Source organism: Pseudomonas sp. JL23, assembly GCF_056933585.1.
The window spans coordinates 2,289,746-2,316,540 of sequence record NZ_CM167795.1 but is presented as its reverse complement, the minus strand read 5'-3'; the positions used below and the strand labels follow the sequence as shown (position 1 = coordinate 2,316,540).

Genomic DNA, 26,795 nt, shown 5'->3' with positions numbered 1-26,795 from the left:
CAAAACGGTGAGCATCAAGGAGATGAACCAAGCCATCGCGGCGCGAGGATTTTGTGGGAGCGAGGCTTGCCCGCGAAGAGGCCGATGCATCCGCCGCATTCTCTGGGGTTGAAAACCCGCGTTCGCGGGCAAGCCTCGCTCCAACGATCAACAACCCCCATAGGCCCGGCCAAAAATCCCGCACGGCTCGCGGCAATGGGAAATATGATTGCATCCCCCCAATCGAACCGGCACGATCGCTCTGCCACCTGCGTTTGCAGGCCACTGCCCGCGTTACATGCCCCGGAGTGTTGTCGGCCATGGCTCAACCCGCCTCACCAACCCCTATCGCCTCGCAGAAACTGACCCCACGCGAATTTCGCGGGATGGTCGCAATTCTGTTATCCATCGCCCTAGCCACCCTGGATACCGCCATCGCCAACACGGCGCTGCCGGCCATCGCTGCGGATTTGAATTCGTCCCCGGCGGCGTCGGTCTGGGTGATCAACGCCTATCAACTGGCGGCGGTCGCAACCCTGTTGCCCTTCGCCGCTTTAGGTGGAGTTGTCGGACATCGTAAGGTTTACCTTGGCGGCCTGATGCTGTTCGTGGTCTCGTCGCTGCTGTGTACCCTGTCCTGGTCGCTGCCGACCCTGACCATCGCCCGCGTACTGCAAGGCATCGGCGCCAGCGCCATCATGAGCGTGAACGCGGCGCTGATCAGTTCGATCTTTTCCCACGAACGCCTGGGTCGTGGCCTGGGCATGAATGCCCTGGTGGTCGGCACTTCCTTCGCCGCCGGGCCGACTATCGCCTCACTGGTGCTGTCGGTGGCGAACTGGCCGTGGCTGTTTGCGATCAACCTGCCCATCGGCCTGTTCGCTCTGGTCTTCGGCTGGAACTCGCTGCCTGTGACCAAACCCGGCACCCTGACCTTTGACCGACTGACGGCGGTGCTCAATGTCATCACCTTTGGCGCGCTGATCTTCGGCCTCAGTCAGGCCGCGCAACTGGGCTCCCTGAGCAGCGTGCTGATTGCCATGGCGGTGTTTCTCGTCGCGGGCGCATTGATGCTGCGACGCGAGGTTGGTCATCCGGCGCCGATGTTCCCGCTGGATCTGTTGAAGCGGCCGATGTTTGCCCTCTCCGCCCTCACCGCGTTCTGCTCCTTCGCCACCCAGGGCCTGGCATTCGTGTCGTTGCCGTTTTTCTTTGAAACCGTGCTGGGTCGCGATCCGGTACAGACCGGCTTCCTGATGACCCCTTGGTCAGTGGTAGTGGCCCTGATCGCACCGCTGGCCGGGCGTTTGTCCGACCGCTATCCGGCGGGAATCCTGGCCGGGATCGGCCTGGCGATGCTCAGTGGCGGCATGGTCTCCCTGGCACTGATGCCGGCCGACCCCAGTGCCCTGGAAATCTGCATTCGCACGATTTTCTGCGGCCTGGGCTTCGGTTTTTTCCAGGCGCCCAATCAGAAAGCCATCATGACCAGCGCCCCGCGCCATCGCGCCAGTGGCGCCAGCGGCACGGTGGCCACGGCGCGGCTGATCGGCCAGGCCACCGGGGCTGCACTGGTGGCCTTGAGCTTTGGCATTTCCGGCGAGCACGGGCCGGTACTGGCCCTGAGCATCGGCGCCTGTTTCGCCGCCGTGGGCAGTGTGGCCAGCGGCCTGCGCCTGCTGACCAAACCGGTGGTCTGAGTCAGCGTTTCTTGAGGATCTCGATGGCCTTGTTGGCATCGAGCTTGGGAAAGGAGAAGCGGATCAGCAGCGGCGTTTCCTTGGTCAGGCCAATCACCAGCAGTTCTACGGCGCGGAAATTGGCCGGGGCATCGGCAAAGAAGGCGTCCATGTCGCGGTAGCTCTTTTTCTTGTCGGCGGTGGCCAGGTCAATGTCGACAAAGCTGTAGGTCAATGAGCCCGACTTGATCGCCGTGTCTTCGAACTCCTTGAACTTGCTCGCATACACCGCGCCCGAGGTCGAGGCGGCCAGCTTGAACATGTCCAGCTGGTTGCTGGCATCGCTCAGGGCCGAGAGCCGGTAAGTCTTGCCCAGCTCGTCGAGGGTGTGGGCGTAGAGGTCCTTGTCGAAGATGCTGATCAGCGACACCATGTTCAGCTTGTCGCTGATAAAGGTCAGGGCCGCGCTGAATTTGTGGCCGACGAACTCGACGTTATCCAGGCACAGGGCCTTGATGCCCATCTGCTCGGAGCAGTCGTAATAGCCTTTGACCGACTTGAAGCTGTCGTAAGGCGCGTCATAGGCATAGTTCTGGAACAGCATGTCGGCCGCCTGGGCAGCAGGCGCGCTGAACAGCGCGCTTACACTGACGATGAGCGCCGGGATCAGTTTATTGAGCATGAATGCGGGCTTCCTGAGCGATCGAATATCGCTAATAGCCCAATGCTACCAATGAAAAACCCCGGCTGTCTCAGGATTACTTGATCAACACCACCGGCACCGAGACATCGTGAATCACCCGGTTGGCCACCGAGCCCAGCAGCAAGCCGCCGATACTGCCCAGGCCTCGGGTGCCCATGACCACGGTATCGCAGCTCAACTGGCGTATCGCCAACTCGATCTGCTCCGGCACGTTGCCAATGGCCGGGTGCAATTCATAGCTGACATTGGCCGCTTTCAGACGCGCACCCGCTTCATCGAGGGCACGCTGCGCCGTTGCCAGCAGGCCATCGTTGATCTGCTCGATGAGGTTGCCGGTAATGTAGTCGCCATAGATCACCGGGCCGTTCTGCACGTTGACCACATGGACTTCCAATGGGCGAGCCAGGCAGGCGGTGAAGTCGATGACGTACTGCAAGGCACGTTTCGAGGCTTCGGAACCGTCGTAGGCAATCAGGACTTTGCGCATGTCGCTTCTCCATAAGGGCTATGGAGTCAACATAGGGCGCTGACCAACGGTGAACTTGACCGGGATCAATTGAAGCGAGGATTTATCGAGGGGTACAGCCAATACGCCAACGCCGGGCATGAAGCCTCCGGCGTTGGCGTTACTGCTTACAGCGCCATGTCGGCCGCTGGGTTGCTTTCAGCTTTCTTGACGGGTGCGGCCGGCGCTGCACCGGCAGCCGGGTAGGCCGCTGGGTCGATCACCGGAGGCTTGCTCAGCAGCAAGACGTCAGCGGTGTAGTCCCACTCTTGCTGAACGCGTGCTGGCGAGCCATTGAGCTTGGTACCGTAGCTCGGCACGATCTGGCGCATCTTCTCCTGCCAGGCAGGCGTCGCGACTTCTTTCTTGAAGACCTTCTCCAGCACATCGATCATGATCGGTGGCGCGGTCGAAGCACCTGGAGAGGCACCCAGCAGACCTGCGATAGTGCGGTCCTCGGAGTACACAACCTCGGTACCCAGCTTCAACACACCGCCTTTCTCAGGATCACGCTTGATGATCTGCACGCGCTGACCGGCCTGCCACAAGCGCCAGTCTTCTTTCTTGGCGTGGGGGAAGTACTCTTTCAGCGCGTTGAAGCGGTCGTCATCCGACATCATCAACTGGCCTGCCAGGTACTCGATCAGCGGGTACTGCTCAACGCCTACCTGAGTCATCGGCCACACGTTATGGGTCGTGGTGGTCGACAGCAGGTCCAGGTAAGAGCCTTGCTTGAGGAACTTGGTGGAGAACGTCGCGAATGGCCCGAACAGGATCATGCGCTTGCCGTCCAGCACGCGAGTGTCCAGGTGCGGTACGGACATGGGCGGAGCGCCGGTCGACGCGATACCGTAAGCCTTGGCCATGTGTTGCATGGCGATGTCCTGATTATCGGTCACCAGGAACGAGCCACCGACCGGGAAGCCTGCGTATTCGCGGGCTTCAGGAATGTCCGACTTCTGCAGCAGCTTCAACGCGCCGCCGCCAGCGCCGACGAACACGAATTTCGCGTCTGTGGCGTGAGTGGTGCCGTCTTTCAGGTTTTTGTATTCGACGTGCCAGCCGCCGTCTTTGTTGCGGGTGAGCTCTTCGACTTCGCTCGACAGCTTCAGGGTGAAGTTAGGCTTGGTCTGCAGGGCGGCAACGTACTGGCGAGTGACTTCACCCCAGTTCGCGTCGGTGCCGAGCGGTGTCCAGGTCGCGGCGATTTTCTGGTTGGGATCACGCCCTTCCATCATCAGCGGGACCCACTGCTTGATCTGCGCCTGATCTTCGCTGTACTGCATGCCAGCGAACAATGGGCTGCGCTGCAATGCCTCGTAACGCTCTTTGAGGAACTTGACGTTATCGTCACCCCACATGAAGCTCATGTGCGGGGTGGAATTGATGAAGGAATGCGGGTTCTTCAACACGCCCGAGCGGACCTGCCAGGACAGGAACTGACGAGTGACCTGGAAGGCCTCGTTGATCTCGATCGCCTTGGCGATTTCGATCTTGCCGTCTTTACCGTAAGGGGTGTAGTTGGACTCGGCCAGAGCCGAGTGACCAGTACCGGCGTTGTTCCAGCCGTTGGAACTTTCTTCGGCGACAGCGTCGAGGCGCTCGACCATTTCCATGGTCCAGCCCGGCTCCAGCTCATTGAGCCAGACGCCCAGGGTGGCGCTCATGATCCCGCCGCCGATCAGCAGCACATCGACTTTCTTGGTTTCGGCAGCCTGCAACGGCGTAAGTGCCATCGACATCGCCAGGCCCAGCAGGGCCGTGTTCACTGTTTTAAACATGCTTGTTCCATATGATAAATCGCCATCCGCCCGCCATCAGCAGGGGCAGGAACCGTGCTGCCGGTAATCGCTACCGCCGACACATCTCCCACGCCAGCGTGGACCAAAGGATGGACATACAAGGCCGATTGGGGTTTTTTGACCTCACGGTGATGTTCCCCTGCGCTGACTTCTTATTAATCATTGGCTTCAGCTGCTTGAGTGACACTACATCGTTCTATCCCGCACGAGTGCGGCCGTGGAGTGTATAGAACCCGCCGCGGAAACGGAAACTACAGCAGAAAGCTTTCAGCAAACCTTCGATGACCGGATCTGGAAGCGGATTTGCAGTGTTGTCGGCTGTGCTCTCTATAAAGACGAACGAATGGGGGGCTTCTACACTTCCCGTCAAAGGCTGCGGTGATAAGGTGCTGAAGCAGAGAAATAGCCGATCCTTGCGAACCCGACGCCTTGCGCCGGTTCGAAAGGCAATTGCATGGAGTTGAAACATGTCTGTCTGGACCATCGTTGCTGGCAACACCGTACTCAATTCACTGGATCTGGAGAAAGCCAGGCTCGCTGCCAGGGAGAATCCGGGTGGCTGGTGCTGGCGGCCGGGCATGGCCGACTGGCAGCCGATCTACGAGAACACCGAGATTCGGCCGATGAAAAAGGATGGCATCACGCCGTTGCCCACGCCGCCGCAATCAATGATCTATCCCAAGCCCGGCGCCCTGCCCGCTGGCGCGACCAATCTTCCTGCAGCACCGCCAGTGCCCTCTGCTGCGCCAGCGGTAAGGGCCAGCAGTGACGTCGCGTCGACCGGTTTTGGCTCCGGTCAATGGACCGAAGGCCTCGACTTCAAGATCCACGGCATGGAAACCCAGTTTGTCGAGGTGGAGCTGGATCAGGGCGAAAGCGCCATCGCCGAGGCCGGGGCAATGATGTACAAGACCTCGGATGTCGAGATGGAAACCATTTTCGGCGACGGCAGCGCCAGCGCGTCAGGCTTCATGGGCAAGCTGATGAGCGCGGGCAAGCGCCTGGTCACCGGCGAAAGCCTGTTCACCACGGTGTTCACCCAACAGGCGCCGGGCAAAGGCATAGTCGCCTTCGCCGCGCCGTTCTCCGGCACCATCCTGCCCCTGCACCTGAGTGACTACAACGGCAAGCTGATCTGCCAGAAAGACAGCTTCCTGGCCGGGTCCAAGGGCGTGTCCATCGGTATGCATTTGCAGCGCAAAATCCTCACCGGCCTGTTTGGCGGCGAAGGCTTCATCCTGCAAAAGCTCGAGGGTGACGGGTTGGTCTTCGTACATATGGGCGGCACCATCCGCAAGATCAACCTGGCTCCGGGCGAGCGCCTTGATGTCGACACCGGCTGCCTCGCGGCGATGACGGCCGAAGTGGATTTCGATATCCGTAAGGCCGGCGGCCTCAAAAGCATGCTGTTCGGCGGTGAAGGCGTGTTCTTCGCCACCGTGACCGGGCCGGGCACCGTATGGCTGCAGAGCCTGCCCTTCTCGCGCCTGGCCGGCCGGATGCTGGCCGCCGCGCCGCAGGGTGGCGGACAGCGTCAGGGTGAGGGCTCGGTGCTGGGCGGGCTGGGGGACATTATTGGCGGGCGGAACTGAACATATGGGAGTACATAGGCTCTCATCAAACACAACATAACGCTCTATTTTGTGGGACCGGCTTTAGCCGGGAAGACGGTATTTCAGACCGTATCAGTGCATCGTCTGTACTAATGTCTTCCCGGCTAAAGCCGGTCCCACAATCCTGACCAAAAGGACGACCCATGCAGATTACCCAAGGACAAAGGTTGCCTCTGTCGAGCATCCTTCCGGGCGACCAGTTGAGCTTCACCCTCGCCATCACCCTGAATTCGCCCCATGTGATCGACTACGTGTGCTTTGGCGTCGATGCCGCCGGCAAGCTGTCCGATGATCGCTATATGGTCTTTTTCAATCAGCCCACCAGCCCCTGCAACAGCGTGCGACTGAGCAATGGCGGCGAGTTCGGGCTGAACCTGGCGACCTTGCCCAAGACCATCGAGCGCCTGGTATTTACCGCCTCGATTGATGGCAACGGCGCGATGAAGGATCTGGCCGCCAGCCGCTTTGCGATCAAAGGCGCCAATGGCAGCGAGCTGGCGACCTGCGAGTTCCGCGGTCAGGACTTTGCTGGCGAGAAAGCTATCATGGTCACCGATATCTATCGCAAGGACGGCGTCTGGCGCGTGCAGGCCAACCTGCAAGGCTTCAACGAAGGCCTCGATGCGCTGGTCCGGCATTTCGGCGGCGAAGTCGCTGAAGCCGCGCCTGTAGCGGCCCCTGCCCCGGCAAAGATTTCCCTGGAAAAGAAAATCGCCGCAGCCGCCCCACATCTGGTCAGCCTGGCCAAGAAGGCCCAGGTCAGTCTGGAGAAAAATCAGCTGGCGGACGTAAAGGCCCGAGTCGCTCTGGTGCTGGACGCCTCCGGCTCCATGAACGGCCAGTATTCCCGTGGCCGGGTGCAGGAAGTGGTAAACCGTCTGCTGCCCATGGCCGTGCATTTCGATGACGATGGCGAACTCGATTGCTGGGCCTTCGGTGCCAAGTCCTGCCAGTTGTCCGCAGTGTCCCTGGGCAACCATCAGGACTACATCAACACCGAGGACGGCGGCTGGCGCAACTGGAACGTCGGCCAACGGATCAATGACGAACCCAAGGTCATTCGTCAGGTCATTGACTACTACAAGCAATCAGGTGATCGCACGCCGGTGTACGTGATGTTCATCAGCGACGGTGGGGTTCACGAAAACAGGGCCATTACCAAACTGATCGTCGAAGCGGCAGCGCTGCCGGTGTTCTGGCAGTTCGTCGGCATCGGCGGCAACAGCTACGGCATCCTGGAGAAGCTCGACACCATGGAGGGCCGGGTGGTCGATAACTGTGGATTTTTTGCCCTCGACGACCTGCACGACATCAGCGAAGAAGCGCTGTATGACAAGCTGATGGCGGAGTTTCCGGGATGGCTCAAAGAGGCCAGGGCCAAGGGAATTATTTTCTAGACGCAATTCGGCAAGACACATTACAACCTGTGGGACCGGCTTTAGCCGGGAAGGCATCGGCACATTCGACACTGGGTCATCGCTTGAAATACCACCTTCCCGGCTAAAGCCGGTCCCACCAGTGCCCTCATTTCCAATCAAAAATAGTGTCACAAAAAAGCCCCTGACATGCAGGGGCTTTTTCGTCGCAGCTCGGGTTTAGCCGATTGCCACACCATGAGCTTCAGCCAGTGGCTTCAGGCCGCCGGCAAAGCCTTGGCCGATGGCCTTGAACTTGAACTCTTCGCCGTTGCGATACAGCTCGCCGAAGATCATCGCAGTTTCGGTGGAGGCGTCTTCGCTGAGGTCGTAGCGCGCCAGTTCCTTACCGTCAGCCTTGTTCACCACACGGATGTAGGCGTTGCCGACCTGACCGAAGCTCTGCTTGCGGCCTTCGGCATCGTGGATGGTCACGGCGAATACCAGCTTCTTCACCAGGGGAGCGAGGCCGGTCAGCTTGACGTTGACCTGCTCGTCGTCGCCGTCGCCAGCGCCCGAACGGTTGTCGCCCAGGTGCTCGATGGAACCGTCAGCGGATTTTTTGTTGTTGTAGAAAATGAAGCTGGCATCGTCGAGGACCTTGCCGCTTTCACCAACAACGAACACCGAGGCGTCGAGGTCGAATTCCTGACCGTCGGTAACGCGGGCATCCCAGCCCAGGCCGACAGTGACTTCAGAAAGGCCTGGTGCTTCTTTGGACAGCGAGACGTTGCCGCCTTTGGACAGACTTACAGCCATGGTCTTATTCCTTGATCGTGGGTTGGAAAGTGTGTTTAGAAATTCATGCCAAACGAGTTGGCTACTGCTTTCAGGCCGCCGGCATAGCCCTGGCCGATCGCGCGGAATTTCCATTCGCCGTTATTGCGGTAAAGCTCGGCGAAAATCATTGCGGTTTCGGTGGACGCATCCTCTGCCAGGTCGTAACGCACGACCTCGGCACCGGTTACTTCATTGACGATGCGAATGAAGGCGCCACCGACCTGACCAAAGTTCTGCTTGCGCGCATCGGCTTCGTGAATGGTCACGGTGAACACGACTTTGTCGATATCGGCCGGAACGCGGCTGAGGTCGACCTTGAGCAGTTCATCGTCGCCATCGCCGGCACCGGTACGGTTGTCACCGGTATGCTCGATGGAGCCGTCAGCACTTTTGAGCTGATTGTAGAAGATGAAGTCTGCGTCGCTGCGCACCTTGCCGCTGCTGCTCAGCAGGAATGCGCTGGCGTCGAGGTCGAACTCGGTACCGTCAGTCGCCCGTGGATCCCAGCCCAGGCCGATCAGCAGCTTGGACAGGGACGGGTCGGTTTTCGACAGGGAGAGGTTTGCACCTTTCTGAAGAGACAATGCCATTTTCAACAACTCCTTTACTTGTGATTAAGGATCAGTTCGCTTCGGTCTCTGAGTCTTCCTTGGCCGGGAAGATCAGACTGGCAACGATGCCAATGACCAGTACCACCATGACAATGAGCAGGCTGGTATTGGCACTGATGCTGTAACCATGATGGAACAAATGGTCAGTCGCATTCAGGCCCAGCTTGATGGCGATGAAGAACAGCAGCGCGATCACTGCTTTTTCCAGGTGGACCAGGTAGCGCTTGAGCGCCTCGAGAACGAAGTACATGGTGCGCAGGCCGAGGATGGCGAAGAGCATGGCCGAGTAAACGATCAGTGGCTCACGGCTCACGGCGATGACGGCGGGGACCGAGTCAAAGGCGAACAGTACGTCCGAGACTTCGGCGACCACCAGACACAGGAACAGCGGAGTGGCGAAGATCGCGCCCTTGGTTGCCAGGCTCATGCCGGCGTTTTCCGGTTTGGTGATTTCACCTTCCAGGGTCTTGCGGCTGACGAAGAACTGGTTACCGTGCAGCTTCGGCCAGACCGGGAACAACTTGGAGGCGAAGCGATAGGCCAGGTGAGTGGAATAGTCTTCCTCTTCCTCGTCATCACCACCGGCCCTGAGCATCATGATGGCGGTCCAGGCCACGATAACGGCGAATATCACCTCGACCCACGGGCCGAAGGCCAGCAGGCCGGTGCCGATGGCGACGAACACGCCTCGGAACACGATGGCGCCGATGATGCCCCAGTACAGCACGCGGTGGCGCAGGCCGTCAGGCACTTTGAACCAGGCGAAAATGGCCATGAAGACAAACAGGTTGTCGACGCTCAGGACCTTTTCCAGGGCATAACCGGTGACGAACAGGCTGGCCACTTCCGGGCCGTGCTGGACGTAGAGGAAGCCGGCGAAGGCCAGGGACAGGGCGATCCAGAAGATCGACCAGATCGAGGCCTTGGCCAGGGACACCGGCTTGTCGCCACGGTGCGTGATCATATCCAGCAACATGGCGCCAACGGCCATCCCGACGAAAACCGCCATCGTCAGAGGGGGAAAACCAATCTGCGTATCCAAGACTAAGTACCTTAAAGTTCGAAATCAGCCGGGTTCAGACCCAGCTCGAGGCATATCTGGCGGCAGGCCGCCTTTTCTTTCTGGTCGAAATTGCCATCGGATGCACCGATGGCGCAGGCGACCCGAACCAACAGACGCGCAGCGCCGTCGTTGCCTTTGATCTTGTTGATGACCTTCAACGCTTCGGCCTGACCGATCTGGTAGTCGAACTCGAACTTGCTGACTGAGTCGTTGAACGCCTTGATCACGTCGCTCAGGTTGAACACCTTGAGCTCAGGCGAATTGTTGATGAAACCGGTCATCTTCATTTTCTCGGACGAAGAGACTTCACCGTCGGCCGCCGCGATCATCGCGCAGGCCGCGGCAGTGGCTTCCATGAAGTTCTTGTTCTTGAACTTCGAGACTTCGGTGGTGAGCGCTTCACGCGCCTTTGCGGCATTGGTTTTGAGCCATTCCAACATGATGCAATCCTCGGAAAGCGAGGCAGTCTGCCTCGCGAAATCAACGGTTTATTTGGAGCCGGCAGACCAGCGCATGCCCCAGTTGTAAGCCTGGTCCATGGGCGAATGACTCTTGTGGAAATCGACCCGGCGGGTAACCTTCACGGCACCGTTGTCGTTTTCCAGCAACGCGATGGCGCACATTCCCAGACGCCCGCCCTCCTCGTTCAGACGTACTTCGATTTCCGGTTGCCCTGGCACGAAGATGGTTGCCACACCGTCGGTTTCCCGCCAGTTCGGCGCACCGTCGTAGATGAAGGCAAAGACCAGGATGCGGCGGATCTCGCTCCATTTCTGGCCGTTGATATGCAGCCACTCACCGTCGGACACCGAGCCGGTGCGGTCGTCACCCATCAACTGAATGTAGGGCTCGTTCTTCAGATCGCCGAAGGCATTGCCCAGGGCCTGCACCGCGCCCTTGTAGCCGTCCTGCAACTCGAACAGGCAACCGACGTCGAGGTCGATGGACTTGCTCTTGGAGAAGAAGCCACCGCCGGACTTGCCCCGGTTCCAGTTCAGGTTGACCTTGATTTCGCCGAAACCGGCAGCGGTCTTGGCCAGACTGATGGAGGAACGGGTCTTGTCCAGGGTGACCTTGCTCAGGCTGACCGTGGCCTTGGGTGCCACGGGTGCGGATTGCGGCGCGGCGACCGGCGTTGGCGCCGTGGCCGCGATTTCGACGCCAAAGTGCTTGGCCAATGGCTCCAGGCCACCGGCAAAGCCCTGGCCGACGCAGCGAAACTTCCAGGCGCCCTGGCGGCGATAGAACTCGCCAAGAATCAGCGCCGTTTCCTGCATGCCACTGGTAGGAATCTGCGCGTCGATATCACCGGCCACGGCGATGCTCAGGGTCGAGACACCGGCAAAACTGGCTTTGTTTTCGTGGATCGTCGCCGTCAGCGCGACACGCTCGACAGCCGCGTCGAGGCGGCTCAGGTCAACGTTGAAGGTGGCACGCCCGGCAGCAGCGTCGGTCAGCTGCACAGCCCCACCCAGCACATTGGGCTGACCGTAGAAGCACATGTCCTGATCGCCGCGAACCTTGCCGTCGGCATTCAGGGCAAACGCGGAAACGTCGATATCGGCCCCTGCAAGCGGGCTGTAGGCCACATCGACGCGCAATGAACCGGTCGCTACCGGCGCATTGCCACCCGGTACCAGGGAGGTCATGAGCGCACGGCCTCGACCGCCAGGCTGACCAGATCGTCGGCGGTACGGCCATTGGTGGTCACACCGACGGCCTTGAAGTCCCAGCCGCCCGCGCCACGGCTCAGGCTGGCCATGACGATACCGGTATGACCACCCTTCTCGGACAGGTTGAAACGGGCCAGTTCCTTGCGCGCAGCGGTATCGGAAATACGGCAGTAGGCGTTCTCGACTTTTTCGAAGTTCTGCCCGGTGAAGCTATTGACGGTGAATACCAGGTATTTGACGCTGGCCGGCAAGCGGCTCAGGTCAACGGCGATGGATTCGTCGTCGCCATCACCTTCGCCTGTGCGGTTGTCGCCGGAGTGCTGGATCGAGCCGTCCTTGGACTGCAACTGGCGGAACCAGACCAGATCCACCGGCTTGAGCTGTTCGTCGAACAGAATGCAGGATGCATCCAGATCGATTTCGCCACCGTTGCCCATCAGCTTGCCGAAGAAACCGCTTTTTGCGGCGTCCCAGCCCAGGCCGAGGGAGATTTTGCTCAGGCTGCTGCCTGCGGTTTTCTCCAGGGAAATCGTCTGGTTCTTGGTGAGTGTCAATGCCATTGTTACGCTCCTTGTTGATCATTCGGCCCCTGGCCAACGCCAGGGACACCTGTTACCGAATTCTGTGTGGCTTCCCCCGGTTTGACCCGGCTGCCGATCTTGGCGATGCGCAGGCGGCCGCGCTGCCAGGCCGGATGGAAGTGCCGCCAGTGGGCATCCTGGGCGGCGGCCAGCAGTTCGTGGTCACCGCGGGTGTCACCCCAGGCCCGCAGGCGGTACTGCGTGAGGGGGCCGTAGACCGCCTCCAGGCGCAGCACCTTGGCTTCGCAGCGGCAGTTGTTGCCGCTCAGGCGCCCGGTCAGATAGCCATCGACCACCTCCAGTTCAGTGGCGATCAGCTTGATCCCCAGGTGCTCGGCAAAGGGCTTGAGGACCAGGCTGGGCGAGGCCGAGCAAATGGTCACCTGAGCCCCTGAAGCCAACTCCCCGGCCACGGACTGCACACCCGCCGGGCGCATGAGCCGCGACCAGAAGCGTGCGCGGAACTCCACGGCTTTTTGCTCGACCCAATCGACTTTTATGCCGGTAAGGAAGTTGGCGATCAAGTTCGCTTTTAATTCATCTCGTGTCAGACCTTTCCCCAGGTAGCGTAGGGCGGAGGGCAACATGCGCACCATCCGCCAGGCAAACGCGCGATTGCCGAAGGCAAACTTGAGGAACGGGACGAAGCTGTCCCGGGTGGTCAGGGTGCCGTCGAAGTCGAACACCGACAGCACCTTCGCCCCATCGGGGCCTGCTTCAAGCATTTCTTGTGTCATCGACCTACCTCGGCCAGGCGAATGGGTTCCATAAGACTGACATCGGTTTGTTTCACCCCATGCCACTGCGCCCGTTCGATAATTTTCGTCGCCCAATTGAAATGGGTGGCTGGCTCGCACATCGCGTCGTTGTGCTTGAAAACCGCCGGGGCAGACTCATTGAGAATCAAGCGGGCGCAATTGAGTTCCTCAATGCCGACACGAAGGGCTTCGTGGATCAGCTGTATCTGCGCCGGATGGATGGCGGTCTTGCCCACCAGACCGTGGGAAAGGTCCAGTTCCAGCTCTTCCATCAACAGCGCCGGCGAAGCGATGGACTCGAACACCGGCGCCGTCAGGGCAAATCCCTGGGCGCCGAGAATCCCGGCGAGCATGGGAATCACGTAGCCCATGGGCGTTTGATACAACGTCACGTTGGGAGTGCGGCGCAGGCCCAGGCAACCCATCAGGTCGTTGCCGCCGATGCGCAAGGCGATGATTCGCTCGCCCAGGGTCTGGGCCAATGCCTGACCCAGTTCGACCATGGCGTTGGGGCTGTAGACCTCGCGTGTCTCTAAAGTCGGCATCAGCGCCAGGCGTGGGTCCGACACCGCGCTGGCCCAGGCGGGCAACGAGGCCAGGGTCAACTTGGGCACCACGAAGCCGTCGATCAGGTACATCAGTGGCCAGTCGTTCAGCACTGCGGCCATCTCGACATCCCGAGGCCGTACGAACACCAGAGGCCCGTTGGTCGGACGCCCGCCCCATGCTTCGATGCGCAACAACAGGTCGCGCAGGTTCTGCAAGGCCGTGTCGACATCGGTGAAGGCCACGGCGTCTTCCAGGCAGATCACCAGTGAGCGCAGTTCGGGCAACTTCTGGCCCAGGACGATATCGAGGATGTCTTCCCGGGTGGCGGGCATGTACAGCGTCGCGCCCAGGGCGTAGGGAGAAATTCGCTTCATCAGCTCACACTCCGGATGATGGTCACTGCACGGTAAGGGCCGAGTGCAACACCGGCCTCTTCCACGTCGATACCGGCCAGACCTGTCAGATGCATCAGCAACTGCACGTCCGGGTCGGCGCGATCACGCACCAGTACCCGATCAGGAACGCGGCGCAGCACCGCGCGGGTAGCCTCGGCAATGCCCGGTTTGACCCGATTGAGATTGGCAATCTGGAATCGATCGGCCAGGCCCGCCACCACACTCAAGGCCGAGGCTTGCAGGGCCAGGGCCTGTTCTTGGTTCCATGGTCGGGCTGGCGCCACATCCACCGTCAGGCGCGCCGCCTCAATGCGCTCGATAAAGTCGACGGTGACGTCATGCTCCTGCAGGTGTTTGTATATGACGCAGCCATGCAGGCCGCCTGCGGCAGGCCAGATCGAGCGCGAGACCAGACCGGATACGGTAGCGCCGAGAATCCCCGACGGAATGATCCAGTCGTCGGACGATGCCGCGAGCCATGCGCGACCGCATGGATCGGCCAGCACAACCAGACGCGGTGTCGAGGGAAAACGCGGGTCGCCCGCGAGGCTGCGCTGGATTTCCCCGGCGATGGCGCCCTTGCCGGTCCAGCCATCGACGAAGACGATGTTCTCGGCGCCATGACGGGCAATGATCAATTCCAGGGCGACCGTATCGATACCGCGATCACGCACGATGCTGATGCCGTAGTGCTGGGCATCGCGGCCGCGCTCGACCAAGGCCCGACGCAACAGCACGCCCAGGGGCAGCCCGGCGCGCACGAACGACACCAGAGCAATGCCCGGCCCCCGATATTCAGCATCCAGCGCCAACGCCAGCGCTTGCACATCGGCCGCCATGCGCGCAGCGTTCTGGGTCATGGCCCGCTCATAGAGGGCCATATGGGTAGCCGACGGCGCCGACTCTTCACTGATCATCTCGGAGTAATGCTTCTGCCTGCTCTGGATCAGCCGCTCTTTTTCAAGCACATCGGTCATGACCATATCGACCGGCTGCAGCAGGAAATGCACATCGGCAGGCAGGTAGCTGCCGCTGCCCACGGTATTGAGTTGCGCCAGTGAGTTATCCATGGAGAGCGTCCTTGACCATGGCGGCCAGTTGGCTGCGCGCCGGGGTCGACCAGAACGTGCACAAATCCATGAAGCCCAGGTCGGTGATGCTGTCGCCGAAGCCCAGCACCGGCCGCGTGCCATTGACGGCGCGATCCAGTTCCAGCAGATGCTCAACGGCAACGCGCTTGGCCAGGCCATCGGGCAGCAGCGCCAGGTTGTTGCCGTTGCTGTGCACATGCATGCCGCCGAGCAGGCCACGCCCGCGAATGTGTTCGAGTACCCGCAGCAGGTCGGTATCACTGCCATCGTTGTGCTTGATCACCACGTAATGCTGCTGCCCGGCCTCCTCGACCACCCAGCCACGCAGGGACATACCCAGCGCTTCGCCGAGCTGCAAGGCATCGGCGCACAGTGCGGGCAGACGCTGCTGATAGGGTTCGAGGCGTTCGCCCATCAGCGCGTGCCAATCGCCATTCACCGAGCCGTCCGGGTTGAGAATCACCGCACCGTGGGAACATACCGCACCGCGATTGAAGCCCAGGTGTACCCGGCCAAACGCCTCGGCACTGCGGGCGGTAACGGGTACGACGTCGGTGGTCGCCAGCAGCCACTCGACGAAGCTTTTCTGCACATCGCTCATATAGCCGCTGACGCCACCGTTGACGTCGAACGACGCTGGGTGGCGCGGGCTGCCTTCGGCCATCTTGCGCCCGGTCTGGAACAGGGTATCGTCGAGATCGACCAAAGCGAGGGGGCGATTAACGGCCATCGACGATCACCTCGGCGTTCAGTGCTTCGATCAGCGCAGGCGGCACCGCCAGGGCATCGGTTTCGCTGCAGATCAGCACCCGGTCGAACTGGCCGGGGGCGACGTTATAAAGGAAGTTGACGATGCCCAGACCATAGTTGTCCGAAAAGGACAGCGCATGGTGAATCGCATGACCGATGGCGATGGGCGAGCGGGTGGTGGAGCTGAAATGCACGTCGGCGCCGGCCCGTTCAAGGCGTTCGGCGAGGAGAAACGGCTTCCAGACAAACTCGCCGGTGCCGAGTACGATAATCCGCTCGCCCGGCTTGACCTGAAGATCCGGCGCCAGGGTATCGGCCACCGAACGCACGCCCAGGCGCCCCCAGTCATTGCGCGGATCGATGGGCCACTCGCCCACGGCGACGGTGCCGGTCTCGGGCATTTCCGGCAGCAGCGCGTCCGGGTCCTCGATGAAGTGATAGGCCCCACGCAACAGCGAGACCTGATCGGCACTCGCGCCAATGGAGCTGGACACCGCCCCTGCGGACCAGTCGGTCAGCACACAGGTGACGACCCGCTCGACCTGGCTCAGGCCCGCGTCGGCCAGGGCCCGGTGCAGGTTGATAAAGGTCTTGCCGGTGGAGGCTTCGTCGTCGACCAATACCAGCGAGCGGGCATTGAGCATCATTTCGCGGATAGCAGGATCCACCGGCATATGAATCAGGTGCGCGCTGGCATGGCTGTGTTCTTCCTCAAAGCGGGCAAACATCTGCTCGCCCACGGGATGGCGGGTACTGACGATATACAGGCTGTCGGGCCGGGTGGCGCTATAGGCGCGATGCACGCCGGCACCCAGACCCACGGCGGTTTCGGCCATGCCGATGACCAGCACCGGGCCGGGTAGATCGTCGGGGATCTTGGCCGCCAGCTTCTCGTAGCTGGCCTGCATCACCGTCGGTTTGACCGGGATGTGCTTGCCCAGCACGCGTGAAACAAAAAGAAATGCGCGTTTGGGGTTACGCCGCTCTGCAAAGCCAAACAGGCTTTCGGGTGCAATCGAAGATGGATCTACGTCGACGTGAAGCGATCCACGCAACAGCGAGACGCTCAGCTTGGTCGACTTCTGGCTCGTGATAGTGAGCTCCATACTGATTCCCTGTGGCCGATGGTGATGTAACTGAGGTGCGCGATAAACAGTGAACGGTTCTAGTGACTGCGCGCCTCGACCTTCCAAAGCGACGGCTGGACCCGACGAGCAATATCGGCGGCATTGAGTGACGGTTTCTCCAAGTCTTTGCTGGCTGTTATGTGGCAGGCATCAAGAAACGACAGCAGCAGGTTGGACTTCACCGCGAAGTTCATGTTCTGCGCATCCGGCACTGACGAGGTGACCATGCCGATCACCGCGCCGGCGGAGTCGAACAATGGACTGCCGCTGGACCCCGGCTGAATCGCCGCCGTGAACTGCAACAGGCTCGAATCGTTATGCAGCCCGAACAGCGCAGACACACCGCCCTGAGTCACGTGGGTGCCCCCCCCGGCAAGGCCGGACAACGGGTAGCCAATGGCGACGACGGAGTCGCCCAGCGAGCAGCCCGGCCCGCCGGAAAAACGCACCGGCTCAAGATTGACACCCTGGACCCTGAGCAGTGCCATGTCATTTCGGCTGTCGACCATCACAGCCTCTGCCGCATAGCGACCGTTGAACGAGCTGATATGGATGTTCTGCATACCCTCGATCACATGGGCGCAGGTCAGGACCACGCCGCTTGCAACGGCGAAACCGGTGCCTGTTGCGCCGCCTGAACCATCGCCAGGCCGGGCGCGATCATGGCCGGGGCCGCGGCGCTCAGGGTTGCCATCATCGATGGTGATGCCCAGGCGCCGTGCCATGGCCGCCAGGCCGTAGGCCGAGCCTTCCGCCAGCGCGCGAAACTTCCATTGCCCACCGCGCAGGTAGAACTCGCCAACGATGATTGCCGCCTCGCCGTTGTTGCGCAGATCGAGGTGGTGCTCAATGGTCCCGTCCACTTGCAGGCGCAGGCCGCCCAATTCACTGACCGGTCCAATCGCAGCAAAGCTGTAGACCACCAGCAGGACGCGGTCGCTGCCAGTCGGCAGATTCGCCAACTTGAGCTGGCAACCGATTTTCGCCGGTTCCCCGCTCCACTCCATCCACTCGGCTTGCGGGGTATGGAACAGCGCAGGCGTACCTTTGGGCTGGCGCTTGTCATCCATCGGCAACAAGGCAATGGCCGCAGAAGCACCGAATGCCGCCGCTTGATCGACCTCCAGCGTCCAGCCGGTGTCGGCTGACGCTAAAACCGCATTGGCGCCTGTTGCCAGAAGCATGCTCTCACTCCATGAGTATGAATGTGCGCGTCAATACTGCGCTGCGTCGTTGATCTACCGATGGCCATCATGAGGCCGGGACCGTTACTGCAACAGTGATCGGCTTGACCCGCACGCCATCGATCCAGGCACTGACCGGCTCAGCGTAGCCCAGGCGGCGCGTGGCGAAGATGCCCGGCAGGTTGATGCCGGTCGCGCGCGTGTAGCCGATGCCGCCGGAATAGCGCGGATTGATTTCGAGAAGATGCGGCACCCCTTCGGCATCGTCACGGGTCTGCACATTGACAATGCCGTCGCAACCAAAATGTTCTGCCGCCTTGAGTGCCAGCCTGACCGCCGCGCTGTCGCGCTCGAAGGTCTGGTGCACGCCCTGCTTGCGGCGGCCGACGAACCCGACCACCTGCCCCGCCTCACAGACCATATCGACGGAGCACTCCAGCCCCTCCATATAAGGCATTACCAGCATCGCCGGGCGATCTGCCTGGGTCTGGTAAAGCTGCAGGTAGGCGGCGAAATCGACCTCACGGGCATCCGGGTTGGCAAAGCAGCGGAATGAATCGATTCCATCCTTGAAACGCCAGAACCCCTGGCCATAGATACCTACGGCGGGCTTGATGCAGACCTCGCCAAGGGCCGCCAGGCTCTCATAGGCCCGGGTCAGCTCCTGGGCATTGGTCACGGTAATCGCCGGGACGCAGGCCAGACCGACCCGCTCTGCCTCGGCGGTGAACTGGCTCTTGTCGTCTACCAGCTCGAAAGTGCGCGCAGAGCTACCGCCGGTCACCAGCGCCAGGCCAGCTGCTTCGAAGTCGGCGCGATGGGCTTCGTAGGAACCGCCAATCCGCCCGGCGACTACTACTTTTACTGAATGGGCTCGCGCCGTTTCGATCACCCAGGCCAGGCGTTCTTCACGGTCCTCGGGCTCCTGCAATGCCAGATCGGCCTCGCCGGTGATCTCCGGTCGATCACGTCGATGAGACGCAACAATCCGCGTTCCCGCAGGCAAAGCATCGCGGGCGCCAATAATGACGTCGCGCTGAGAGGCCTGCCCTTCGAGAAACCAGATCATTGAAAAACACCTTTCAGGCATGCGAATGGATGAAGACGAGGTCAAGGCGGGCCCCGAAAACAGTGGGCATCTCTTGAAGGATGGCGGACGGGCACGCTAAAGGGCGCCATTATGCCTAAGGCAAAGTCCAACCAGTGGCGTGTATTAGTACACGGCGGGTAAACAATAGTTTCAAAACGTAACCCGAACGAAAGAGAACGGGCGCACAGTTTTTATAGCCGGGAGCGGCTTTATCAAGATGGCATATAGCCACAATCTCAACGAGTCTGTAGCACCGCGCGCACCCAACGTCCGACACTCAAAACCCACACCAGCACGGCGATCGCCCCCACCCCCAGCAACATTCCGTGCACGCCACTGTCGGCAATCACCTTCCCTGCAATGAAAGGAAAGCCAAATACACCAATGAAATAGCCAAGGCTGAACAGCAACAGTGCCTGTGCGGTCAGGCCCGCAGGCGCTTCATTGGCAGCCAGGCCATTGATCACCGAGTAGTTCAAGCCGTATCCCACGCCAAGCAAGGCTGCGGTCAATACATAACTGAGACTGTCGTGGACCCAGATATCAAAACCGCTGACGGCGATCAGCATGAAGGTGGTCAAAACCGCCGAGGCGGCGAAGGGATTGCGCTTGACCAGCCATCCGGACACAAACAGGCGACAACCGATAGCCGCGCCCATGAAGCCGGTGAAGAACAGCGAGTAGTCCAGGCCGAGGGTGGCGCAATAACTGGTCTGGAAACTGCAGAGGCCACCAAAGATCGCGCCGCCCAGACCCACCATCACAATGGAAAAGGCCGAGCGCGAACGCAGTACCAGAGCGGCAGATGCAAAACTGATATGCACCGGGGTCGTGGGCCTGTGCGCCGACTCGCCACCGCGCGCGTCCAGCCAGCAGAAATAAGCGCCACCCAAAATCGCAGCCATAGCCGCGCAGAAAAAAGCGGCCTGCACCGGCAGCCCGAAATACCCGGCCAACTTGCCCGCCAATGGACCGCTGCCAATACCCGTCAACATGCTGCCCGACAGCAATGCAAAGCAGTGAGTGCGACGGGCGGGCTCGACCATCCCGGCCACCATGATCGGCCCGACGGTATAAAACAGCCCCCAGCCAATACCCAGCAGCAAGCCACACATCAATAGGGCAACGCCCAAGCCCGGCACCAGGGCAAACCCCAGCGACGCAACGACCAGACACAACGCCCCCAACGCAATGCAACGCGGGGCACCCAAACGCTGCAAGACATGACCGGAGCACAGCACCGTGACCAGCGTACTGAGCATTGCCACGGCAAAGACTTGCCCGGCATTGCGTTCATTGCCACCAAAGGAACTCACCAGCAACGACAAGAGAAAGGTCGAGCCGTAAGCAATCGACAGCAGAAAACTGGCTATACAGAACGCGCCGAAGTGAGTGTCGCGTTTAGCCGGGGGCAAACTGTCCATTGAAAGCCATCCATGGGAGGGGATGGCTTTTTTAGCATGACCATGGACAGGGTTGGTTAGTGCAGTTCAGGAGTAAGGATTAGCAAAACTGCATCTATCCGGCCTTTCGCAAAGAGGCACCACGCCATCATCTGAACTGGAATGAGAGGCTGGCCCAGCCCTTTATCAAGCGATGTGCAACCAGGCGGATCAGCTGAACCCCGTGGGATTTATCCGCAAAAGCGGGATTTCAGACGATACTAATAAGTCGGATGTACGGGTCTATTCGCGAATGAATTGGCTCCCACCTGATTGGTTCCAGCCCCCTGTCAGTCAAGAACCGAAGGATCGGCGTCGATCATCAGCTGTTTCATTTCTTCGAAATGACGACGAGAGAAGTCGGTGATTTTTTCCCAACCCTTGGCGGTTTTTTCGGCGACGTCGTCTGATAGCACACGCAACGGCTGACCGGTCGACCATGCCGTGACAAGCATCTGGCAGGCCCGTTCCAGGGTCCAGATATCGTCGAAGGCTTCGCCGATGTTCGGCGCAATCACCATGACCCCGTGGTTACCCATCAGCAACCGGCTCTTGCCGTCCAGCAGCCCGGCCAGGCGCTCGCCTTCGGCCTCGGTATCGGCCATGCCGCCATACATTTCGTCCACGGCAATACGGTTGAAATAGCGCGCGGTGTTCTGGTCAATCGGCAGCACCTGGGGCTTGGCCAGGCAGGCCACCGCAGTGGTGTAGACCGGGTGCAGATGCAACACTGCGCGAGCTTGCGGCAGACGCTGATGAATCTGCCCGTGAATGGCCCAGGCGGTGGAGTCAACGTCCGGGTGCTCGGCACTGGCCGGATCATCGGCATCCAGCAGCAACAGGTCACTGGCGCGGATCCGCGAGAAGTGTTTCCACTTCGGGTTGATCAGGAATTTTTTACCGTCCGCCGAGACTGCGGCGCTGAAGTGGTTGGCCACCGCTTCATGCATGCCCAGGTGGGCAACGATACGGAAGGTCGCCGCAAGATCGACGCGAGCCTGCTTTTCGACGGCCTGCTCTTCCAAAGTTAACGACATGAATCTTTCTCCGCAGGACGTGGCCGCACCGCAGTGCGGCACACGCTATAAGCGCTGATCAGGGTTTAGGCATCAGGGTCGCGATGTCTTCATCGGTCGGTGCCTGGAAGTTGTACTTCTTCAGCAGCGCCGCGTATTCAGGCGTGGTGCGGTATTTGCCCAGGGCCTCGACCAGAGCCTTCTTGACCTCGTCGTTGCCCTTCTTCACGCCAAAGCCGTTGAGCACCGGATAGATCAGGCTGTCAGAGGAAATCACCACGCGACCGCCGAGCTTGTCGACCACGCCACGGGCCACGGCGGCGTCGGTGATTTGCGCTTCAACGGCGTGAGCGAGCATGGCCTGGGTGGTTTGCGGGTCGGTGGCGTACTCACTGATCGCGATGGGCTTGAGGCCATTCTTGACGCAGTACTCAGCCGAGAGCGTGTTCATCTGCGCCAGCCAGGAAGTGGCGGCCATGGAACCAATCTTATGGCCGCAGAAGTCTTCCGGACGCTTGGGCTGGAACTCGCCACCCTTGAGCGCAAGGATGGATTCGCCGCTCTTGAGGTAAGGGATCATGTCGATGACTTTCACTCGCTCGGCGGTGATGTACATCGACGAGTTGGTGACGTCGAAGCGGCCACCCTGCAGGCCGGTGATCAGGTTGGGGAAGCGTGTATCGACAGTTTCCACCTTACGCCCCATGACCTTGCCCAGACCGTCGAGAAACTCGATATCGAAGCCGGCCGGGCGATTGTTGTCCATGTACTCGTAGGGGAAGAAGGTTACGTCGGAACCGGCGACGATCTTGCCATCCTGCTGGAAGGCCGAGGCCGCCAATGAGGTCATCGCCACCGCAGCGCCAATCAGGCTCAGGGCAATAGGACGAACCAACTTATGCATCGCTGTCATTATGAATACCCGCAAGGTTGAGAGAAATTAGGCAGTGGCTTGGTCCTGGCCAGCCTGTTGCACAAAGAAAGAGGCACCGCGAGGCTTCTGCGGCAAGCGCATCTGATTGCTCGTAGAGCGCACGAGGCCACTTTCTTCACCGGCCACCATCAGGCCGGAGTGCTGACTGGGCAGAGGGTTTTCGCCGAATGGCAGCGCGTCTTCAGCGGCATAGACGCTGATGAACAGAGTGCGCGGCAGCTCGGTCTCGTTAGGGCTTGAAGCGTGCAACAAACGTGTGTGCATGAAGCACACGGAACCGGCCGGGCCGAAGCAGGCAACCGGCTCCTGGCAATGCTCTTCGACAACTTGATCGTCCACCGCACCGGTGAAGCGCTGCTCATGCCAGTGCGACCACAGCGGGCCTTTATGACTGCCGGGGATCACGTTCAGCGGGCCGTTCTGCGGGGTCACTTCGCTGACCATTAACAGCGCGGTGACGATGTCGTCGTTACTGTGGGGCGTGAACAGGAAGTCCTGGTGCCACTTCACCTGGGTCGCGGTGTGGGGCAGCTTGGAGTTGATCTTGCTGTGATGGAAACGTGTGCCGCCAGCGCCGATCAACTGCGCAGCAATCGCGGCCATGCGCGACTGCAACGCGACCTGCCGGTAGGCCGGGGAAATTTCGGTCGGCGAACTGACCCGACGCAACGACGGATGATCAGCGCGGTGATCGCCTTCCAGATCGAAGCGCGTACGACCGTCGATGGTTTCGCCCCAGCCTTGCTGATGGCCGCGACTCTCTTCTACCCACTGGTCGAAGTCGTGTTGCAGCGCTGCCACTTCCTCAGCCGTCAGGACCCCTTCCACCACCAGAACGCCATCCCGGTGAAATTGCTCAACCTGCCATTGCTCGATCATGTTCTGCTCTTCCTGCAACCTGAAAAATTAAGGGTCATGCCAGCGATACATCCTTGAGGAACGCTTCGACGCGAGGGTTGTGGCCACTGCGCAACAACTCGGGTTTGTCATCGCAAACCACGCGGCCCTTCTCCATGAAGACGATCCGGTCGGAAACCTTGAAAGCGAAATTCATCTCGTGAGTGACGATCACCATGGTGATGCCCTCCTTTGCCAGAGCCTCGATGACTTGCAACACCTCGTTGACCTTCTCCGGGTCCAGGGCCGAGGTCGGCTCATCGAACAACATGATCTGCGGACGCATCATCAGGGCCCGGGCAATCGCCACGCGCTGCTGCTGACCACCGGACAGTTGATGCGGGTACTTCCAGGCGTGGTCGAGCATTCCCACTTTGTGCAGCAGGGCGTAGGCTTGTTGCTTGAGTTCTTCGATACGGCCCAGGCGGTGGTAACGCGGCGCCATCAGCAAGTTGTCGAGCACAGTCAGGTGGGGGAACAGGTTGAAGCTCTGGAATACCATGCCGATGTTCAGGCGATGCTCGGCGTGCTCCACATATTGCGGTATCGAAGCGCCCTGTTTGCTCAGGTGAATGAACGGCTGACCATTGATCTTGATGTCGCCGTTGTCGATCTGCTCAAGGCCATTGAGCAGGCGAATCAGGGTGGTCTTGCCCGAGCCGGACGGGCCAATCACCGAGACCACTTCACCGGGCTGAATCTGCAGGCTGACCGCGCCGAGCACCTCGACATTGTTATAAGCCTTATGCAGACGGCTGGCCTGTAGCGCCGGGACCTGTGGCTCGCTGCTCGGCGCCCGCTGCGCCACCGCACGTTGCTGGGTGGCCAGGGCCAGGACTTCGGCATCGGGTACGCGAGAAACGTTGCGCTGATTGACGTCGAGAAACTTCTCCAGACGCTTGAGCAGGTAGTCGAACACTGTAACGATCAGCACGTAATAGAACGCCACCGCCGCCATGGTCTCCATGACCAGGAAGTTCTGCGAATACAGGCGCTGGCCGACCATGAGGATTTCCGTCAGGGAGATCACCGAGACCAGGGAGCTGAGCTTGACGATAGAGATGTATTCGTTGGCCAGGGACGGCAGCGCCACCCGTAGGGCCTGGGGAATCACCACGCGCCACTGGGTGCCGAGAAACTTCAGGCCCAGAGCACGCGCCGCCTCGGCCTGGCCCTTGTGAATCGACAGCAGACCGCCGCGATGGATCTCTGCCACATAAGCCGTTTCACACAGGACCATGGCCAGCAGACCGGCCCAGAACGGGTCGCCCAGCACCGCCGACGCGGCAGGAAATGCCTGGGGAATGTTGTAGACGAAGATCAGCAGCACCAGCAGCGGCAGGCTGCGAAACAGCCAGATATAGGCGCGGGCCGGACCGTTCAGCAGCGCACGTTTCGACTGCTTGGCCAGGGCCACGAAAAAGCCCAGGCCGATACTCAGTACCCAGGTCACGAAGCTCAGCTTGATAACGGTCCAGGTCGCTCGCCAGAACTCGGCATCGGCCAGCAAACCAAACATGTAATTCCAGTCGAATGTCATCGTCGCCGCGCTCAACAAAAAAATCAGAAAGTGCAACCGGACGCCCCACTCGAACACGTCTGACGGTATGCACCGTTGAAACGAGGTTCGGGGACAGAAGCATTCACGGTCAATTAGGATTAACTGGACCAGTGCGTAGGCAGAACCGATGCAGCGGCATGACATTTTTATGTGTCGTGCTGCGCGCCTGACCGGCCCACCGGAAAATCGCCCCATAAGGGAGCGCCAACCATTCCACGCTCCGCGCGGACGCCACACAGTGGTGCGGCGCGTCCATGGTCGTCCTTGGGCTTATCTCTTGCTGAAAGTCTGCAGGCTCGGGGCCGTTGCTTAAATTCGTTTCTGATTTACAACTGGGGCGAGAAAATCCGAAGCAGAGGTTGTTACGAGGGATGATCGACAGTGGTGCAAGGCGGTTCAGCCGATATCGGCGCTCGCCCGTACGGTATGGGGATCAAAGAAGCTCGGCGCGGCCATGCCGGGGATGTACTGGTCGGATACGAACATGCGGCAACGCTCGGTAAAGGCCGAGACCACCCTAGACAACTGGGCGTTGTTGGCCGTGGCATACCCGAGCTGCAAGGGCCGCAGGTCGCCGGACAGACGAATGCGGATCAGGCGCTTGCCGTCCTGGGAGATGCTGCCCTTGGGCCGTGCGTTGGCAATGGTAAAGCCCACGCCGTTACCGACCATGGCCCGTACGGTTTCCAGATTGCTGGAGCGCATGACCACGTTCGGCGTGGTGCCGGTCTGGGTAAACAGGCCGAGGAAATATTCCCGACTCCAGGGGATGTCCAGCAGCACCATGGGATAGTTTTCCAGGTCCTGGGTGGTCACTGCGGGCATATTGGCCAGGGGATGATAGTCACCGACCATGACATACGCAGGCAGCTTGGCCAGCGGCTGGAAGTCGATATCGGCGCTGCTGACAAGGTCGTAAGTCAGGGCAATATCGATCTCGGAACTGCGCAGTTTTTCCAGCAACTGCTCGTGATCGCCTTCCACCTGAGTGATGCGTACCCCCGGAAAGGCGCGTCCGAACCCGAATACCAGCTCGGGGGTGATCATCGGTGCCAGGGAGTGCAGGCAACCCACGCGCAATGGCCCACGCACAGTGTTGAGCGACTCGGAAGCAATCGTATAGAGGTTGCTCATCTGCTCCAGGATCAACTTGGCTTCCTGCATGACCTGACGCCCCACCGCCGTCAGGGAGATCCCTTGGGCGTGGTGCCTGATGAACAACTGAATGCCCAGTTCGGCCTCCATATGGGTGATCGCCGCCGATATAGAAGGTGACGACACATGAATGCGTTCCGACGCCGCGCTGATGCTGCCGGCCTCCCCGGAAGCGACGAAATATTCCAGCTGGCGCTGAGTAATACGACTGAGCATGAAGCCCTCCACATCTGAACGGGTTGACGAACAACTGTGCCAGCCCTGAATTGACCACGTTGCAGAGTTCATGCCGGGAAGTCCGCGCACGCCGCTGCACGCGACGAGATGCAATCATCCCGTTCCACAGGCTTAAGCGGGGTTCGGTTTTTCCTAAGCTCTACGTTCAAAAAGCAGAATTCCTATCAGAACCACCCTTGATCACACTGGCCGCCGTGGATGAATG

At 60.4% G+C, this 26,795-nt stretch carries 25 protein-coding genes; 3 read left to right on the top strand and 22 right to left on the bottom strand.

Translation table 11 applies throughout. From position 1 onward, the window contains the following. Positions 1-365: 365 nt before the first annotated feature. Complete coding sequence (locus AC1Z24_RS10890; protein WP_483746595.1) at positions 366-1,679, top strand: MFS transporter; 1,314 nt, start codon at positions 366-368, stop codon at positions 1,677-1,679. Between the two features lies 1 nt (position 1,680). On the opposite strand, the gene AC1Z24_RS10885 is transcribed toward AC1Z24_RS10890, so the two are convergent. The 3 genes from AC1Z24_RS10885 to mqo all read right to left on the bottom strand — a co-directional run bounded on the left by AC1Z24_RS10885 (position 1,681) and on the right by mqo (position 4,647). After that, positions 1,681-2,340, bottom strand: a complete 660-nt coding sequence (locus AC1Z24_RS10885; protein WP_483745644.1) for a hypothetical protein — start codon at positions 2,338-2,340, stop codon at positions 1,681-1,683. A gap of 76 nt (positions 2,341-2,416) precedes the next feature. Then, positions 2,417-2,848 carry a universal stress protein gene (locus AC1Z24_RS10880; RefSeq protein WP_483745643.1) on the bottom strand — a complete coding sequence of 144 codons (432 nt, stop codon included), beginning with the start codon at positions 2,846-2,848 and terminating at the stop codon, positions 2,417-2,419. Between the two features lie 146 nt (positions 2,849-2,994). Beyond that, complete coding sequence (gene mqo, locus AC1Z24_RS10875) at positions 2,995-4,647, bottom strand: malate dehydrogenase (quinone) (RefSeq protein WP_483745642.1); 1,653 nt, start codon at positions 4,645-4,647, stop codon at positions 2,995-2,997. 488 nt (positions 4,648-5,135) lie between these two features. Here mqo and AC1Z24_RS10870 point away from each other — a divergent pair, with 488 nt between their 5' ends. Then, positions 5,136-6,260 (top strand): AIM24 family protein, encoded by a 1,125-nt coding sequence (locus AC1Z24_RS10870; protein WP_483745641.1) that lies wholly within the window; start codon positions 5,136-5,138, stop codon positions 6,258-6,260. A gap of 164 nt (positions 6,261-6,424) precedes the next feature. After that, a complete protein-coding gene (locus AC1Z24_RS10865; RefSeq protein ID WP_483745640.1) occupies positions 6,425-7,678 on the top strand; it encodes a VWA domain-containing protein in 1,254 nt (417 codons plus the stop codon). Between the two features lie 198 nt (positions 7,679-7,876). Here the strand turns inward: AC1Z24_RS10865 and AC1Z24_RS10860 are convergent, their stop codons facing one another. The 19 genes from AC1Z24_RS10860 to AC1Z24_RS10770 all read right to left on the bottom strand — a co-directional run bounded on the left by AC1Z24_RS10860 (position 7,877) and on the right by AC1Z24_RS10770 (position 26,569). After that, on the bottom strand, positions 7,877-8,455 hold the full coding sequence (locus AC1Z24_RS10860; RefSeq protein WP_259100460.1) for a TerD family protein: 579 nt from the start codon (positions 8,453-8,455) through the stop codon (positions 7,877-7,879). Between the two features lie 35 nt (positions 8,456-8,490). Further along, complete coding sequence (locus tag AC1Z24_RS10855) at positions 8,491-9,066, bottom strand: TerD family protein (RefSeq protein ID WP_259100462.1); 576 nt, start codon at positions 9,064-9,066, stop codon at positions 8,491-8,493. Positions 9,067-9,097: 31 nt separating this feature from the next. Continuing rightward, positions 9,098-10,096 (bottom strand): TerC/Alx family metal homeostasis membrane protein, encoded by a 999-nt coding sequence (locus AC1Z24_RS10850; RefSeq protein ID WP_483746594.1) that lies wholly within the window; start codon positions 10,094-10,096, stop codon positions 9,098-9,100. A gap of 44 nt (positions 10,097-10,140) precedes the next feature. Further along, on the bottom strand, positions 10,141-10,590 hold the full coding sequence (locus AC1Z24_RS10845) for a tellurite resistance TerB family protein (RefSeq protein WP_259100464.1): 450 nt from the start codon (positions 10,588-10,590) through the stop codon (positions 10,141-10,143). A 48-nt stretch (positions 10,591-10,638) separates the two neighbouring features. Continuing rightward, a complete protein-coding gene (locus AC1Z24_RS10840; RefSeq protein ID WP_483745639.1) occupies positions 10,639-11,799 on the bottom strand; it encodes a TerD family protein in 1,161 nt (386 codons plus the stop codon). Then, entirely contained in the window at positions 11,796-12,383 is a 588-nt protein-coding gene (locus AC1Z24_RS10835; protein ID WP_259100468.1) for a TerD family protein, read from the bottom strand. The genes AC1Z24_RS10840 and AC1Z24_RS10835 overlap by 4 nt, the downstream gene beginning before the upstream one ends. A gap of 2 nt (positions 12,384-12,385) precedes the next feature. Next, complete coding sequence (locus AC1Z24_RS10830; RefSeq protein WP_483745638.1) at positions 12,386-13,141, bottom strand: HAD family hydrolase; 756 nt, start codon at positions 13,139-13,141, stop codon at positions 12,386-12,388. After that, on the bottom strand, positions 13,138-14,085 hold the full coding sequence (locus AC1Z24_RS10825; RefSeq protein ID WP_483745637.1) for an HpcH/HpaI aldolase/citrate lyase family protein: 948 nt from the start codon (positions 14,083-14,085) through the stop codon (positions 13,138-13,140). The genes AC1Z24_RS10830 and AC1Z24_RS10825 overlap by 4 nt, the downstream gene beginning before the upstream one ends. Beyond that, positions 14,085-15,176, bottom strand: a complete 1,092-nt coding sequence (locus tag AC1Z24_RS10820) for a cysteine protease StiP domain-containing protein (protein ID WP_483745636.1) — start codon at positions 15,174-15,176, stop codon at positions 14,085-14,087. Before AC1Z24_RS10820 ends, AC1Z24_RS10825 begins: the two co-directional genes overlap by 1 nt. Beyond that, on the bottom strand, positions 15,169-15,927 hold the full coding sequence (locus AC1Z24_RS10815; protein ID WP_483745635.1) for an HAD family hydrolase: 759 nt from the start codon (positions 15,925-15,927) through the stop codon (positions 15,169-15,171). The genes AC1Z24_RS10820 and AC1Z24_RS10815 overlap by 8 nt, the downstream gene beginning before the upstream one ends. Continuing rightward, entirely contained in the window at positions 15,917-17,053 is a 1,137-nt protein-coding gene (locus AC1Z24_RS10810) for a phosphoribosyltransferase domain-containing protein (protein WP_483745634.1), read from the bottom strand. The genes AC1Z24_RS10815 and AC1Z24_RS10810 overlap by 11 nt, the downstream gene beginning before the upstream one ends. 59 nt (positions 17,054-17,112) lie before the next feature. Continuing rightward, entirely contained in the window at positions 17,113-18,258 is a 1,146-nt protein-coding gene (locus AC1Z24_RS10805) for a trypsin-like peptidase domain-containing protein (RefSeq protein ID WP_483745633.1), read from the bottom strand. 67 nt (positions 18,259-18,325) lie between these two features. After that, positions 18,326-19,327 (bottom strand): ATP-grasp domain-containing protein, encoded by a 1,002-nt coding sequence (locus AC1Z24_RS10800; protein ID WP_483745632.1) that lies wholly within the window; start codon positions 19,325-19,327, stop codon positions 18,326-18,328. 257 nt (positions 19,328-19,584) lie between these two features. After that, positions 19,585-20,772 carry an MFS transporter gene (locus tag AC1Z24_RS10795; protein ID WP_483745631.1) on the bottom strand — a complete coding sequence of 396 codons (1,188 nt, stop codon included), beginning with the start codon at positions 20,770-20,772 and terminating at the stop codon, positions 19,585-19,587. Between the two features lie 308 nt (positions 20,773-21,080). Then, positions 21,081-21,827: a class II aldolase and adducin N-terminal domain-containing protein gene (locus tag AC1Z24_RS10790; RefSeq protein ID WP_483745630.1), complete on the bottom strand. Its 747-nt coding sequence runs from the start codon at positions 21,825-21,827 to the stop codon at positions 21,081-21,083. 58 nt (positions 21,828-21,885) lie between these two features. Beyond that, positions 21,886-22,719 (bottom strand): ABC transporter substrate-binding protein, encoded by an 834-nt coding sequence (locus AC1Z24_RS10785; RefSeq protein ID WP_483745629.1) that lies wholly within the window; start codon positions 22,717-22,719, stop codon positions 21,886-21,888. Positions 22,720-22,746: 27 nt separating this feature from the next. Then, the gene (locus AC1Z24_RS10780) at positions 22,747-23,619 is read right to left on the bottom strand and encodes a phytanoyl-CoA dioxygenase family protein (RefSeq protein ID WP_483745628.1); all 873 of its coding nucleotides are present in this window, start codon (positions 23,617-23,619) and stop codon (positions 22,747-22,749) included. Positions 23,620-23,653: 34 nt separating this feature from the next. Further along, on the bottom strand, positions 23,654-25,177 hold the full coding sequence (locus AC1Z24_RS10775; protein WP_483745627.1) for an amino acid ABC transporter permease/ATP-binding protein: 1,524 nt from the start codon (positions 25,175-25,177) through the stop codon (positions 23,654-23,656). Between the two features lie 417 nt (positions 25,178-25,594). Then, positions 25,595-26,569: a LysR family transcriptional regulator gene (locus AC1Z24_RS10770; protein WP_483745626.1), complete on the bottom strand. Its 975-nt coding sequence runs from the start codon at positions 26,567-26,569 to the stop codon at positions 25,595-25,597. Between the last annotated feature and the right edge of the window lie 226 nt (positions 26,570-26,795).